Source organism: Hydrogenophaga sp. GW823-FHT04C09 (genome assembly GCF_058796355.1).
In genome coordinates, this window is the sequence record NZ_JBXAIO010000003.1 from 40,764 (window position 1) to 53,785 (window position 13,022).

The 13,022-nt window shown below is 68.8% G+C and carries 13 protein-coding genes; 4 read left to right on the forward strand and 9 right to left on the reverse strand.

What is annotated here, in order from left to right:
• The first annotated feature begins 8 nt into the window (after positions 1–8).
• From fliR to AC1Q9M_RS09235, 3 genes are read left to right on the forward strand one after another with little or no spacing between them, the layout of a single operon-like run.
• Positions 9–782 (forward strand): flagellar biosynthetic protein FliR, encoded by a 774-nt coding sequence (gene fliR / locus AC1Q9M_RS09225; RefSeq protein WP_444686757.1) that lies wholly within the window; start codon positions 9–11, stop codon positions 780–782.
• 3 nt (positions 783–785) lie between these two features.
• Entirely contained in the window at positions 786–1,910 is a 1,125-nt protein-coding gene (locus AC1Q9M_RS09230) for an EscU/YscU/HrcU family type III secretion system export apparatus switch protein (protein WP_492433443.1), read from the forward strand.
• A gap of 13 nt (positions 1,911–1,923) precedes the next feature.
• Positions 1,924–4,011: a flagellar biosynthesis protein FlhA gene (locus AC1Q9M_RS09235; RefSeq protein WP_492433445.1), complete on the forward strand. Its 2,088-nt coding sequence runs from the start codon at positions 1,924–1,926 to the stop codon at positions 4,009–4,011.
• A gap of 7 nt (positions 4,012–4,018) precedes the next feature.
• Here AC1Q9M_RS09235 and AC1Q9M_RS09240 read toward each other — a convergent pair whose 3' ends face one another.
• Positions 4,019–4,981, reverse strand: a complete 963-nt coding sequence (locus AC1Q9M_RS09240; protein WP_382325322.1) for a hypothetical protein — start codon at positions 4,979–4,981, stop codon at positions 4,019–4,021.
• 122 nt (positions 4,982–5,103) lie between these two features.
• On the reverse strand, positions 5,104–5,988 hold the full coding sequence (locus AC1Q9M_RS09245) for a flagellin N-terminal helical domain-containing protein (RefSeq protein WP_444686761.1): 885 nt from the start codon (positions 5,986–5,988) through the stop codon (positions 5,104–5,106).
• Between the two features lie 201 nt (positions 5,989–6,189).
• On the opposite strand from AC1Q9M_RS09245, the gene AC1Q9M_RS09250 reads away from it, so the two are divergent.
• On the forward strand, positions 6,190–6,600 hold the full coding sequence (locus tag AC1Q9M_RS09250) for a DUF7684 family protein (RefSeq protein WP_492433448.1): 411 nt from the start codon (positions 6,190–6,192) through the stop codon (positions 6,598–6,600).
• A gap of 14 nt (positions 6,601–6,614) precedes the next feature.
• On the opposite strand, the gene AC1Q9M_RS09255 is transcribed toward AC1Q9M_RS09250, so the two are convergent.
• Genes AC1Q9M_RS09255 through flgG form a run of 7 tightly spaced genes read right to left on the reverse strand, consistent with a single transcriptional unit; the run spans position 6,615 to position 13,007 of the window.
• Complete coding sequence (locus AC1Q9M_RS09255) at positions 6,615–7,691, reverse strand: hypothetical protein (RefSeq protein ID WP_492433450.1); 1,077 nt, start codon at positions 7,689–7,691, stop codon at positions 6,615–6,617.
• A 14-nt stretch (positions 7,692–7,705) separates the two neighbouring features.
• The gene (flgL, locus tag AC1Q9M_RS09260) at positions 7,706–8,617 is read right to left on the reverse strand and encodes a flagellar hook-associated protein FlgL (RefSeq protein WP_492433452.1); all 912 of its coding nucleotides are present in this window, start codon (positions 8,615–8,617) and stop codon (positions 7,706–7,708) included.
• A gap of 13 nt (positions 8,618–8,630) precedes the next feature.
• Entirely contained in the window at positions 8,631–10,007 is a 1,377-nt protein-coding gene (flgK, locus tag AC1Q9M_RS09265) for a flagellar hook-associated protein FlgK (RefSeq protein ID WP_492433454.1), read from the reverse strand.
• Between the two features lie 3 nt (positions 10,008–10,010).
• A complete protein-coding gene (locus tag AC1Q9M_RS09270) occupies positions 10,011–10,391 on the reverse strand; it encodes a rod-binding protein (protein WP_492433456.1) in 381 nt (126 codons plus the stop codon).
• A gap of 12 nt (positions 10,392–10,403) precedes the next feature.
• A complete protein-coding gene (locus AC1Q9M_RS09275) occupies positions 10,404–11,546 on the reverse strand; it encodes a flagellar basal body P-ring protein FlgI (RefSeq protein ID WP_444686766.1) in 1,143 nt (380 codons plus the stop codon).
• 10 nt (positions 11,547–11,556) lie between these two features.
• On the reverse strand, positions 11,557–12,219 hold the full coding sequence (gene flgH / locus AC1Q9M_RS09280; RefSeq protein ID WP_492433458.1) for a flagellar basal body L-ring protein FlgH: 663 nt from the start codon (positions 12,217–12,219) through the stop codon (positions 11,557–11,559).
• The gene (gene flgG, locus AC1Q9M_RS09285; RefSeq protein ID WP_382325336.1) at positions 12,219–13,007 is read right to left on the reverse strand and encodes a flagellar basal-body rod protein FlgG; all 789 of its coding nucleotides are present in this window, start codon (positions 13,005–13,007) and stop codon (positions 12,219–12,221) included. The genes flgH and flgG overlap by 1 nt, the downstream gene beginning before the upstream one ends.
• Positions 13,008–13,022: the final 15 nt, after the last annotated feature.

The window sequence follows — 13,022 nt, forward strand, 5'->3', positions numbered from 1 at the left end:
TGAGCCCCATGGAGCCGGTCTTCGGTCAACTGCTGGCCACGCTGCTGGCGATGTGGTGGCCTTTCGTGCGGCTGCTGGCCATGCTGTCCTTCATGCCGGTGGTGGGCGAGAACATGGTGCCGATCACCGTGCGCGTGCTGCTGGCGCTGGCGCTGGCCGTGGTGCTGCTGCCGGTGGCGCAGCCCCCAGTGCCGATCACCCCCTTCTCCCTGCTCGGCATCGTCACCACCATCGAGCAGGTGGTGATCGGCCTGATCATCGGCCTGTGTTTCCAGCTCATCATGGCGGTCTTCACCCTGCTGGGCTTCATGGCCTCGTCGCAGATGGGCCTGTCCATGGCGGTCATGAACGACCCCATGAGCGGCGTGTCCTCCGACGTGGTCTCCACCCTGCTCTACGTCATGAGCATCCTGGTGTTCTTCGCCGTCGAAGGCCACCTGGTCTTCAATGGCGTGATGGGGTCGAGCTTCAAGTCCTGGCCGGTGGGCGGCGGCATCCCGCAGGTGGCGCTGGAGATGCTGCCGCTGCAGGTGGCCTGGGTCTTCTCGGCCGCCCTGCTGCTGGCCCTGCCGGTGATCTTCTCGGCGCTGGTGGTGCAGATCGGCTTCGGCCTGCTCAACCGCATCGCGCCAGCCTTCAACCTGTTCTCGCTCGGTTTCTCGCTGATCATCGTGTTCGGCCTGTTCATGCTCTCCGGCCTGGTGCGCTACATCCCCGAGCAGTACGTTCGCCTGACCTCGCGCGTGCTGGGCATGCTCGAACAGATGATGGTGGCGAGGTAAGCCATGGCCGAGCAGGACACCGGGGAAAAGACCGAAGACGCCAGCGCGCAGAAGCTGCGCAAGGCGCGCGAGAAGGGCCAGGTCGCCCGCTCCAAGGACGTGGCCACCGCCGTGGGCCTGGTCTGCAGCCTGCAGCTCATCGTCATCATGGCGCCCTCGTACCTGGCGGATTTCAAGCACCTGTTCGGCCTGGGCTTCGTGATGCTCGACGGCGAGGCCGCGCTGGACAACATGTGGTCCAACGCCTTCAAGCCGGCGATCCTGCTGGTGGGCAAGATGGTGCTGCCCCTGGCGCTCATCCCCATCATCGTGGCCGCGTTCACGCTGTTCCCCAGCGGCTGGGTGCTCAGCACCGACCAGTTCATGCCCAAGCTGGGACGGCTGAACCCGCTGAGCTACTTCAGCCGCATCACCAAGCCCAAGCACCTGATCGACTGGGCCACCACCGCCGCCAAGGCGGCCTGCCTGGGTGGCGTGCTCTGGCACACCGCGAGTTCCACGCGCCCGGCCTTCCTGCGGCTGCAGGGCCTGCCGCTGCACGAGGCGCTGGCGCAGGCCATGGGCCTGGCGATCACCGGCATCTTCACCCTGTGCAGCGTGTTCGTGGTGTTCGCACTGATCGACCTGCCGCTGCAGCGCTTCGTCTTCCTGCGCGAACAGCGCATGAGCAAGCGCGACCTGAAGGAAGAGCACAAGACCAGCGAAGGCCGGCCCGAGGTGCGCCAGCGCATCCGCCAGCTGCAGCAGCAGATCGCCAAGCGCAGCGTGCGCAAGATCGTGCCCACCGCCGACGTGGTGATCGTCAACCCCACGCACTACGCGGTGGCCCTGAAGTACGACACGCAGAAGGCCGAAGCGCCCTATGTGATCGCCAAGGGCGTGGACGAGCTCGCGCTCTACATCCGCGCCCTGGCCACCGAGCACAAGGTGGAGGTGCTGGAACTGCCGCCGCTGGCGCGCGCCATCTACAACACCAGCCAGGTCAAGCAGCAGATCCCGGCCGCGCTGTACCAGGCCGTGGCGCTCGTGCTGCGCTATGTGCTCCAGCTGCGCGCCTACCGCGAAGGCGGCCGCAAGGCGCAGCCCGCGCTGCCCGCCGACCTCCACGTCCCCGCCCACCTGACCTGACACCAAGCCCGCCATGAACGTCCTCAAGTCACTCTGGTCCGATCTGCAGCGCATGCGCTACGCCGCGCCGCTCTTCCTGCTGGCGATGCTGACGATGGTGATCCTGCCGTTGCCACCGCTGCTGCTGGACGTGCTGTTCACGTTCAACATCGTGCTCTCGCTGATCGTGATCCTGGTCGCGGTCAACAGCCGCCGGCCGCTGGACTTCTCCATCTTCCCCACCGTCATCCTGGGCGCCACGCTGTTGCGCCTGATGCTCAACGTGGCCTCGACGCGGGTGGTGCTGCTCAACGGCCACCAGGGCACGGACGCGGCCGGCAAGGTGGTCGAGGCCTTCGGCCACGTGGTGATCGGCGGCAACTTCGTGGTCGGCCTGGTGGTGTTCGTGATCCTGATGATCATCAACTTCCTGGTGGTCACCAAGGGCGCCGAGCGCATCTCGGAGGTGTCGGCGCGCTTCACGCTGGACGCCCTGCCCGGCAAGCAGATGGCGATCGACGCCGACCTCAACGCCGGCCTCATCAACCAGGAAGGCGCGCAGGCGCGCCGCAAGGAAGTGGCCGGCGAGGCCGACTTCTACGGCGCCATGGACGGCGCCTCCAAGTTCGTCAAGGGCGACGCCATCGCCGGCATCCTGATCCTGCTGATCAACCTCATCGGCGGCGTGCTCATCGGCAGCTTCATGCACGGCCTCTCGCTGGGCGAGTCGTTCAAGCTGTTCGCGCTGCTGACCATCGGCGACGGCCTGGTCGCGCAGATCCCGGCGCTGCTGCTCTCCGCCGCGGCCGCCATCATCGTCACCCGCGCCAGCGAGTCGGGCGACATCGAAAAGCAGATCACCGGCCAGCTGCTGGCCTCGCCCGGCGTGCTGTACGGCGCGGCCGGTCTGATGGCCCTGCTGGGCGCCATCCCGGGCATGCCCACCTTCATCTTCTTCGCCTTCGCCGGCGTGCTCGGCTACGTGGCGTGGCGCATGGGGTCGCGCGTGGTGGTGGCCCCGCCGGACCCCACCGCCCAGGTGCAGGTGGCCCTGCTGACCGAGAGCCAGCCCGAGATCGACTGGAAGAGCCTGCCGGTGGTGGAGCCGGTGGCCGTGTCGGTGGGCTACAAGCTGGTGGGCCTGATCGACCCCGGGCAAGGCGCCGTGCTCGCCAAGCGCCTCAAGGGCGTGCGACAGACCCTGAGCGAAGGCATGGGCGTGGTGCTGCCGCCCATCGGCGCGCGCGACGACCTCGGCCTCAAGCCCAACTTCTACTCGGTGCTCATGCACGGCACGGTGCTGGCGCAGGCCGAGGTGTTCGCCGACCGGCTCATGGCCATCCCGGGGCCCCAGGTGTACGGCGACATCGACGGCATCCCCGGCGCCGATCCCTCCTTTCGCATGCCGGTGATCTGGATCGAGCCGGCGCAGAAGGCGCACGCCCTGGGCATGGGCTACCAGGTGGTGGACGTGCCCACGGTGATCGCCACGCACGTGACCAAGCTGATGCGCGAGAACCTCGGCGAGCTGTTCCAGCACGACGACGTCAACGCGCTGATGGAGCGCCTGGCCTCGCTCGCGCCCAAGCTGTCGGCCGCGCTGGACAAGGCCTTCACCCACAGCATGCTGCTCAAGGTGTTCCGCACGCTGCTGGCCGAGAACGTCTCGCTCAAGGACATCGTGCCCGTGGCCACCACCCTGCTGGAGAACGCGGAGCAGACCAAGGACCCGCTGCTGCTGGCCGCCGAGGTGCGCTGCACGCTGCGCCGCCAGATCGTCGGCGCGCTGTGCGGCCAGACCGGCGAGATCAAGGCCTTCAACATGGGCGGCGAGCTGGAGAACCTGCTGCTGGGGGCGCTCAACCAGGCGCGCAGCGCCGGCAAGGTCGCGCTGGACAACTTCCCGATCGACCCCAACCTGCTTAACCAGCTGCAGTCCCACATGCCCATCGCGCGCGAGCAGATGAAGCAGATGGCGGCCACGCCGCTGCTGCTGGTGATGCCCCAGGTGCGCCCCCTGCTGGCGCGCTACGCGCGGCTGTTCGCACCGGGCCTGCACGTGCTGTCCTACAACGAGGTGCCCGAGCAGCGGGAAGTGGCCATCGTCGGCTCGCTCGGCTGAGCGGCCCTCAGGCCTGCGCGTCCGGCGGCACCGGCCAGTGCCGCGCCACACCACTCACCACCTCGGCCAGTGCGTGCAGCAACAGCGACGATGCGGGGTCGGGCCGGTAACTCAAGCCACCCGGTGGCAAGGGCGCGAGCGGCGTGCCCAGTTGCACCTTGACCAGCGGCGCGCCCAGGCGGCCCAGGGCCGCGGCCAGCTCCGGCATCAGCTCGCGCAGCAAGGGCAGCACCTGCGCTTGTCGCGGAATCAGGGCCATGGCCAGGCCACCGCCCAGCCACAACAGCTGAACCGTGATCGGGCCAGCCTGCGGCAGGGTCAGGGCCACCTCCAGGCCGGCGGGCCCCTCCTCGCGCGGCCGGGGCTTGCGGCGCTCCCACAGCGGCGCGGCGGCCACGCGCAGCGCCACGCTCAGGCCGCCCCAGGCGTACAGGTGAAAACTCCAGTGGCCGGGTTCGCCGCGCTCCGACGGCGGCGCACCGGGCGCCGTGTGCGGGCCGGGCAGCGCCAGCGGCGGCCGCTCCAGCAGCGCCAGCCCTTGCAGGCCCAGGTCCATGTGGCGCGAGGTGAGGATGACGCGCCATGCGGCGGCCAGTTCGGTGGGCGACGGCAGCTTCCACTGGTAGGCCCGCAGGGCCGCCTGGTCCAGGCGCATCGCGGGCAGTTCGTCGGGTGATGCGGGGGCGCCCGGCACGCCGGGCCGGGGCGCGACGAACTCGAGTTCGAGCGAAGGCTCGGTCGCCAGCACCCGCATCCACACCATGTCGCCCACCGAAAGACCCTGGGCCCAGGCGCCTTGCGGAGGCAGGCGCAGCGTGGCGCCGCGATCGCGCCGCAGCGTCACGCCATGCTCGTCCCGCCCCTCGTAGCGCAGGGCGATGTGCTCGCCCACGGCCGGCCGCGGCGCACCATCCCGGGCGGGCTGGCGCTGCGGCGCGAGGCTCGCGGCGGTGACACGATCGATGTTCATGGAGGCCTCCGTCCACCCACCCAGGTTCAGGCGCCTTGCGCGTGAAATGAAAAAAAGCCAGCCGAGTCACCGGCTGGCTTTGTCGTCTCGAGCCGCCGTGGAGGGCGGCCGAAGTCGCCGGTTTACTGCATCAGCGACATGACCAGCTGGGACATGCTCGACGACTGCTTGAGCATCGAGGTGCTGGCTTGCATCAGCATCTGGTTCTTGGTCATGTTGGCCGTTTCAGCGGCGTAGTCCACGTCCATGATGCGGCCCTTGGAGGCGTCGGTCTGGGTGCGCTGGTTGCCCAGGTTGTTGTAGACGCTTTCCAGGCGGTTGGACGAAGCACCCAGCTGGGCGCGCACGGCACCGATGGAGTCCAGCACGTCGGCCAGGTCGTCGATCGCGGTGTTGGCGGCGGCGGCGGTGGCGATTTCGGTGCCAGGGGTGCCGGCGGTCACGCCCGCGGTGTAGGAAGCCACCACGGCGTCGAGGTCGGTGCCCAGGTCGCCCAGGGCATCGGTCACGTCCACTTCCATGGTTTCGGCGGTCGTCGCGCCGATCTGGAAGGTCACGGCGGCGGCGCCGAGCTTGCCACCGTCGCCGGCCTTGTTGAACAGGGCTTCACCGGCGAACGAGCTGTTCGTCATGATGTTGCCGAGTTCTTCGCCGAGCTGGTCGAATTCGGACTGCAGGGCGTCGCGGTCTTCCTGGGTGGCCGAACCGTTGGCGGCTTCGGTGGCCAGGTCCTTCATGCGGGTGACGATGTTCGTCATTTCCTTGAACGCGCCTTCGGCGGTCTGCATCATCGAGATGCCGTTCTGCGTGTTGCGCATCGCCACGGCCATGCCGCGCGACTGGGCGTTCATGCGGGTGGCGATCTGCAGGCCGGCGGCATCGTCCATGGCGGAGTTGATGCGGAAACCCGTGCCCAGGCGGGACATGGAGGTCGTCAGGGTCTTCTGCGTGGCGCCGAGGGCGTTCTGGGTGCTCAGCGAAGCGTAGTTGGTGTGCAGGCTCAACATGGTGGGTACTCCTTGATCGGTTGGGGCGCCGGGTATCGACGACCTCACCTTCACAGAGCGACCTGCTCGAGCGGGTCCTTAAATGCGGAGGCTGATTTTTTTCTGAATCAGGACAGCGAGGTGCCCAGCTAGCATGTCGCCCATCGGCCCAAAGCACGCATCGAGATGACCTCTCCAGACATCCACCCTCCACAACGCCCAGTGACCTACCTGCTGCTCCCTCCTGGGGAGAGGCATCCTGAGATCGCGCATCTCGCGCCGTTTCAAGCCGTTGTGATCGTGGATGCGGAGGTGGACAGCCATTGGCAGAACGCCACGAGCGCATGGCTCGTCCGATCAGGCTGCCTCTACATGATGGCGTGGGGTCGTGAATGCAGCAGGTGGGACGATTCGGTCGACTGGGCGTATATCGACGACTGCCCCGGTGAAGCGACACCGGATCACCGATTGGTCGTCACCACTTGGCATGAGAAAGAGTCTCTGAAGGAAACGTTCTGGTTCAGCAAGCGCTGCGCCATTCACCCCACCGTGGACCTGAAGAACACGCTGCTTCTGCACATTGCCGTTGAGTCGCAGGAAACCAAGCTGCTGAAAATCTATGCCAACGCCTAGCGCCTGCGCCCGCTTCACCCCAGCAACGCCATGACCCGCGCGCGGTTCACGCCCGCCAAAGCCGGCGCCACATCGGCATAGGTCTCGAAGCGCATCGATTGCGTGCGCGCCAGGAAGGCCTGGGCCGCGCGCTCCACCGACTCGGCCGGGATCTCCGCCGAGGCGGCGCTGGCCTCGGCCGAGGCCAGCGCCAGCGCGCCAGCCACCTGGGCTTGCGTGAAGCCCACGCGGTCCAGCGCGTGGATCACGCGCTGCAGCGCACCGCGAATTTCGTGCGGCTCCACCGGTGCCTGTTCGTACAGCGCCGCCGGCAGGGCCGGTGCTTCGGTGTGGGTGCGCACGCGCTGGGGGACGCCGTCGGCGAAGCGGTGTCCCTCGCCCTTGATGGTGATGCGGTCCTGCACCTTGTCCCAGGTGGCTTCCGGCGCGCTGAACACGGGTTCGCCCCGGTCGTCGATGTGCACGCGCACATCGGCCGTGGCCAGGGCGTGGTCGAGCCGGCGCAGGTTGCTGTTCACCCCTTGTTCGGGGTCGATGGTCACGGTCAGCGGGCCGGCCAGGTTGGACGGCAGGCCGATGCTGAGCACCTCGCGCGCGCCTTGCGACAGCGCGGCCGCGTCGATGCCCCGGATGCGAAACGCCTGGCGCGCCGCGCCATGGCCCTGGTACTGCAGTTGCGGGTCGATGGCGGCGCTGGTGGCCACGGCGCGCTGGCGCCAGAGTGTCTGCAGGCCTTGTCGCGCCGAGGCGAGTTCGCCCTCGCGCTGGTGGGCCGTGGCTGGGTCGGCCAGGTTCTCGCTGTAGCCGGACTTGAGGGTGTGCAGGCCGGCGGACAACTGGCCGAGGTAGGCCTTGGCCATCTGGGCCGCGGCCACCTGCCCATGCCGTTCGCCGTCCCAGGGGCTGAAGGCGGACGCTGATTTCGCCGCCTCGCCGGTCGTGGCGCGCAGGGGACGAGCGCTGGCCGCTCCGGGCACCGCTGCGGCCGGGGCCGTGGCACCCGCCGCCGGCCGGCCGATCGCGAGCGCGGTGCCGGAGGCGCGTTCGTTGCCGCCCGTGGATCGAAGGGCCGGGAGCGTGTTGACCTGCATGGGTGAGCGGTCGATCAGAGCACGTTGAACAGCGAAAGCGCCGACACCTTGGCGTAGGCCTTCTGCGTGGCCTGCAGCGCGGTGGTGTAGCCGGTAAGGTGCACGGCGGCCTCGGCGTAGTCGAGCTTGCCCAGCGCGAGCACGGCGTGGTCGTTGGACAGGCTCACGTTGGCCAGCGAGGTGTCCTGCGAGTCCAGCGTGGTGAGCGCGCCGCCGATGCGCGCGATGCGCGAGCTCACGCTGTTGAAGGTGGTGTCGAGCAGGTCCGTGGTGGCCTTGAGGCGGGCCCGCACGGCCGGGTCGTTGACGGTGACGCCCGGCGTCTGGAAGTCCTGGATGGTGAGGTCGAGCTGGTTCAGGAAGGCGGCCATCTCGTCCAGCGGCACGTTGGCCGCCTGCGTGATGCCGTTGCCCACCACCACCTGTTGCAGGTCGGTGTTGCCGGTGAAGCTGTAGCGCGCGCCGGGCGCGGCGGCCGGGTCGTGCGTGATGGAGGCCGTGTTCGAGGCGGTGCCCGAAAACAGGTAGCGGCCTTCCTGGTCGCGGGTGTTGGCGGTGGCGAAGATGCTGTCGCGCAGCGAGATGAGCTGCGTGGCCATGGCCCGCACGTCTTCGGAGGTGTTGGTGCCGTCGGCGGCCCAGATCTGCAGGTCGCGCATCTGCAGCATGTCGCGGCTCATGCTGTCGAGCAGCACCTCGCTGTGCCGCAGGCGCCCGCCCAGGGCGCCGATGTTGTCGCGGTACTGGTCCAGCGCGGCCTGCTCGCGCGCGAGCCGGCCCAGCCGCACGCTGGCGATGGGGTCGTCCGAGGGCACCAGCAGGCGCTCGCCGGTGGCCATCTGCTGCATGAGTTGCTCGACCTTGAACGACGCCATCTGCAGCGAGGTGTTCATGGTGGTGTGGTACTGGGTACTGGCGATGCGCATGGTCTCTTCTCCTTCAGCCGAACATGGCCAGCGTGGTGTCGAACAGCTCGTTGGAGACGGCCAGCACCTTCATGTTGGCCTGATACATCTGCTGGTACTGCACGATGTTGATCGCCTCCTCGTCGGTGTTCACACCGCTGGTGGACTTCCAGCTTTCCTCGGCCTGGTTGCGCACCGTCTTGGCGGTGTCGTGGGCCGCGCGCGCCTGCTGGTTCTGCGTGCCCAGGCGCCCGACGATCTGGGTGTAGATGTCGCCCAGGCGCACCGTGCCCAGCGAAGGCACCGTCAGCGGCTGGTCGCGCAGGCCGATGAGGGCCTGCAGGTTGTCGCTGTTGCCGGGTTTGGTCGGGTCCGAGGAAAACGCCAGGTCTTCGCCCAGCAGGCCGTCGACCACCTTGAGCAGGCCGGTGGAGGCGGCGTCGAACTGGAACAGGTCGGTGCCCGGCGTGCCGTCCATGGCGAAGCCGGCGGCCATCTGGGTGTTCACCCGCGTGGCAATGGCTTCGGCCAGCGCGGCCACGTCATCGATCACCGGCTTGAGCACCGTGCGCTCGAATTCGTCCAGCCCACCGAGCTGGCCGCCGAGGTTGCCGCTGGTGACGGTGAAGGACTCGCTGGCGAAGGCCAGTTTCAGGGTCTGCGAGCCGTCGGGGTTGTTGACGGTGGAGAGCGTGGCGGCCAGGGAGCCGGCCACCAGCGGCACGCCGCTGCGCAGGGACACGCTGGCGCTGCCGTCGGCCTGCTCGACCACCTGCAGGCCCACCAGGTTGGACAGCGCGTCGATCTTGAGGTCGCGCGCGTCCATCAGGCTGGAGGGGTTGATGCCGGTGGCGCGCGTGGCCGCGATCTTCTCGTTGAGGTCAGCGATCTCCGCACTCAGCGAATTCACCTGCGCCACCGAGGCGGTGCGCTGCTGCGCGACCGAGGCGCGCTGGTTGTTGAGCACCTGGTTGAGGTTGTTGAAGCGCTGCGCCAGCGCCTCGGCCGAGGTGATCACCTGCTGGCGCAGGGGCGCGGAGGTGGGGTCGACGCTGGCGGCGTTGAGGGCGTTGAAGAACAGGTCCAGCCCGCTGTTGAGGCTGGAGCCGTCGTCGCCCATCACCTGCTCGAGCTGGCGCATGTAGGGCTGCGAGGTGTTGTAGCGGCCCAGTTCGGAATTGGCCTGCCACATCTGCATGCTCTTGTAGCCGTCGCTGAAGCGCAGCAGCGCGGGCACCGAGACGCCGCCACCGGTGGCGGCCACACCGCCCTTGAACGGGCCGACCGCCGCGAACAGCGCGCCCTGCCGGGTGAAGCCCGGCGTCATCACGTTGGCGATGTTGTGGCTGGCCGCGGCCAGCGCGGCCTGGGCGGCGAGTGCGCCGGTCAGCGCGGTGTAGTGGATGGTCATGGGTCAGGGCTCCGGCGGTGTGGCGGCCCCGCGCACGGTCGGGGTCTTCTCGTGGATAGCGACCGAAGCGGGCGTTTGCTTAAGCACGGCGGGCGCGGGCAACAGCTGGCGCAGGATCACGTCGGCGATGCCGAAGGCGCGCTGGCGGGCCATGGTGTCGGCCACCACGTTGTCGGCCAGGTCCAGCATGTCCTGGTTGATCTTGTTGTTGAACGGGCTGTCTTCGCTCGCCAGGGCCTGCGTGGAGCGGCGCATGGCCTTGAGGTTCTGCGCGATGAAGAAGGCCTCGAATTTTTCCGCGGCATCGACCGCCTTGGCGCGCAGCACCGGGTCGATGTCGGCCGGCTGCCCGGCGCCGGGGGCCGAAGGTCCAATGGCTTGCATGGTGGGCTCGCCTCAGATGACGACGAGTTCGCCGTCGATGGCACCGGCCTGGTCCAGCGCCTGCAGGATGGCCATGATGTCGTCGGGCGAAGCGCCGGTGCTGTTGATGGTGTCGATGATGCCTTTGAGGCTGGTGCCCGGCGGCCAGCTGAACATGCGGCCGCTGCCCTGCTCCACCGCCACGCTCGATTGCGGCACCACCTTGGTCTCGCCACGGCCGAAAGGCGCGGGCTGGCTCACCAGGGGTTGTTCGCCGATCACCACCTTGAGCGAGCCGTGCGACACCGCCGCCGGCCGCACGCGCACGCCGTCGGCGATCACCACGGTGCCGGTGCGCGAGTTGAAGACCACCTTGGGCGTTTCCGTGCCCACGGCCACCGGCAGCGCCTGCAGCATGGCCACGAAGGCCACGCGCTGGGTCGGGTTCGCGGGGGCGACCACGTCCACGCTGGTGGCGTTGCGCGTGGTGGCGAGCGTGCCGAACTTGCGGTTGATGGCCTCGACGATGTTGGTGGCGGTCTGGAAGTGCGGGCGCTTGAGGCTCAGCGTGACGGTCTCTCGGGTGTCGAAGTCGCTTTCGATCTCGCGCTCCACCGTGGCGCCGTTGGGCACGCGGCCGGCGGTGGGCGTGTTCACGGTGACGCTGGACCCGCTGGCGCCCTGCGCCGAGAGGCCGCCCACCACCACATTGCCCTGGGCCAGCGCGTAGACCTCGCCATCCGCACCGCGCAGGGGCGAGAGCAGCAGCACGCCGCCGCGCAGGCTCTTGGCATCGCCCATCGAGGACACGGTCACGTCGATGCTCTGGCCCTTGCGGTAACCCGGCGGGAACACCGCGCTGACCATCACGGTCGCCACGTTGCGCGCCTTGGTGTTGCTGCGTTCGGGCAGCTTGACGCCGAACTGCTTGAGCATGTTCTCCACCGTCTGGCCCGAGAAGCGGATCTGGCTGCTGTCGCCCGACCCCTGCAGGCCTACCACCAGGCCGTAGCCGATCAGCTGGTTCTCGCGCATGCCTTCGACGTCGACCAGGCTGTGCAGCGGCCGGGCCGGCGCGCCCGGCGCCTGCGCCTGCGCCGGCAGCGCGAGGGCCAGCAGGGCGGCGCCCAGGGCCAGGGCGGCGCAGCAGCGCGCGCGGATCGGGGCAAGGTTCATGGCAGGCATCTCAGAAAGGCATCCAGGGGCTGGTGAAGAAGCGGGTGAGCCAGCCCGGGCTGTTGGCATCGGCCAGCGTGCCGGTGCCGGAATAGGCGATGCGCGCGTTCGCGATGCGCTGGGACGACACGCGGTTGGTAGCGTCGATGTCCTCGGCGCGCACGAAGCCGCTGAGACGGATGAACTCCTCGCCCTGGTTGAGCCACAGGCTCTTCTCGCCCGAGACGCGCAGCAGGCCGTTGGCCATCACCTCGTGCACCACCACGGTGATCGCGCCTTCCAGCGCGTTCTGCTGCGTGCTGCTGGAGCCGCCGGAGAACTCGCGGTCGGCCGAGAGGCCCACGCTGGTGTCGAGCACCTTGCCGGCGATGGTCAGGGGCTGCACGCTCGCGCTGCTGCGCTTGTCCAGACTGGTGCCCGAGCGCTTGCTGGCCTGCGTGGTCTCGGCCAGGATCACCGTGAGCACGTCGCCGGAGCGGAAGGCGCGGCTGTCGTTGGTCAGCACCCAGGCGGACTGGGGGTTGAACAAGCCACCCGACTGGCCCTTGCGCGCCATGGGCTGCACCGGGGGCATGGGCGCGTCGGTCAGCGGCGGCGCCACCGGCGGCACGATGGCCGCGCAGCCACCGAGCCCGGTGGCCGCCGCCAGGGTGAGGACGGCCAGCGCGCGCATCAGCGCACCGCCTGGGCCAGGTTCTGCAGCATGCCGTCGGCGGCGGACAGCACCTTGGTGTTCATCTCGTAGGTGCGCTGGGCCGAGATCATTTCCACCATTTCCTCGACCACCTGCACGTTGGAGCCTTCCAGCGCGCCCTGCTTGAGCTTGCCGAAGGCCTCTTCGCCGGGCACGCCTTCGGTGGGCACGCCGCTGGCGGTGGTTTCCTGGAACAGGTTGTCGCCCAGCGCCACCAGGCCGGCCGGGTTCACGAAGCCCGCGAGCGTGATCTGGCCCAGTTCGGTGAGTTCGGTCTCGCCCGCGATCTTGGCGCTGACCACGCCGTTTTCGCCGATGACGATGGACTGCGCGTTGGCCGGGATGGTGATGTCCGGCACGATGGGGTAGCCCTGCGCGGTCACGAGCCGGCCTTCGGGGCTGGGCTGCAATTGGCCGGCGCGCGTGTAGGCGGTGTCGCCGTTGGCCAGCTCCACCTGCAGGAAACCCTGGCCGACGATGGCCACGTCCAGCTGCTGGCCGGTGGTCTGCAGGCTGCCGGTGGTGAAGACCTTCTGCGTGCCGACCACGCGCGTGCCATTGCCCAGCTGCACGCCGGTGGGCGCGTTGGTGTTCTCGTCGCGCGCGGCGCCGGGCTGGCGCTCCACCTGGTAGAACAGGTCTTCGAACATCACGCGGTCGCGCTTGAAGCCCACGGTGTTGACGTTGGCGAGGTTGTTGGCGATGGCCTGCAGCTTGGCGTCCTGCGCCTGCACGCCGGTCTTGCTGACCCACATGGCGGGATTCATGGTGTGTTTCCTGGT

Bases quoted from the DNA above. Each gene is read 5' to 3' on its own strand.
- fliR (WP_444686757.1), top strand. From the start codon at position 9: ATGGAGCCGGTCTTCGGTCAACTGCTGGCCACGCTGCTGGCGATGTGG.
- AC1Q9M_RS09230 (WP_492433443.1), top strand. From the start codon at position 786: ATGGCCGAGCAGGACACCGGGGAAAAGACCGAAGACGCCAGCGCGCAG.
- AC1Q9M_RS09235 (WP_492433445.1), top strand. From the start codon at position 1,924: ATGAACGTCCTCAAGTCACTCTGGTCCGATCTGCAGCGCATGCGCTAC.
- AC1Q9M_RS09240 (WP_382325322.1), bottom strand. From the start codon at position 4,981: ATGAACATCGATCGTGTCACCGCCGCGAGCCTCGCGCCGCAGCGCCAG.
- AC1Q9M_RS09245 (WP_444686761.1), bottom strand. From the start codon at position 5,988: ATGTTGAGCCTGCACACCAACTACGCTTCGCTGAGCACCCAGAACGCC.
- AC1Q9M_RS09255 (WP_492433450.1), bottom strand. From the start codon at position 7,691: ATGCAGGTCAACACGCTCCCGGCCCTTCGATCCACGGGCGGCAACGAA.
- flgL (WP_492433452.1), bottom strand. From the start codon at position 8,617: ATGCGCATCGCCAGTACCCAGTACCACACCACCATGAACACCTCGCTG.
- flgK (WP_492433454.1), bottom strand. From the start codon at position 10,007: ATGACCATCCACTACACCGCGCTGACCGGCGCACTCGCCGCCCAGGCC.
- AC1Q9M_RS09270 (WP_492433456.1), bottom strand. From the start codon at position 10,391: ATGCAAGCCATTGGACCTTCGGCCCCCGGCGCCGGGCAGCCGGCCGAC.
- AC1Q9M_RS09275 (WP_444686766.1), bottom strand. From the start codon at position 11,546: ATGAACCTTGCCCCGATCCGCGCGCGCTGCTGCGCCGCCCTGGCCCTG.
- flgH (WP_492433458.1), bottom strand. From the start codon at position 12,219: ATGCGCGCGCTGGCCGTCCTCACCCTGGCGGCGGCCACCGGGCTCGGT.
- flgG (WP_382325336.1), bottom strand. From the start codon at position 13,007: ATGAATCCCGCCATGTGGGTCAGCAAGACCGGCGTGCAGGCGCAGGAC.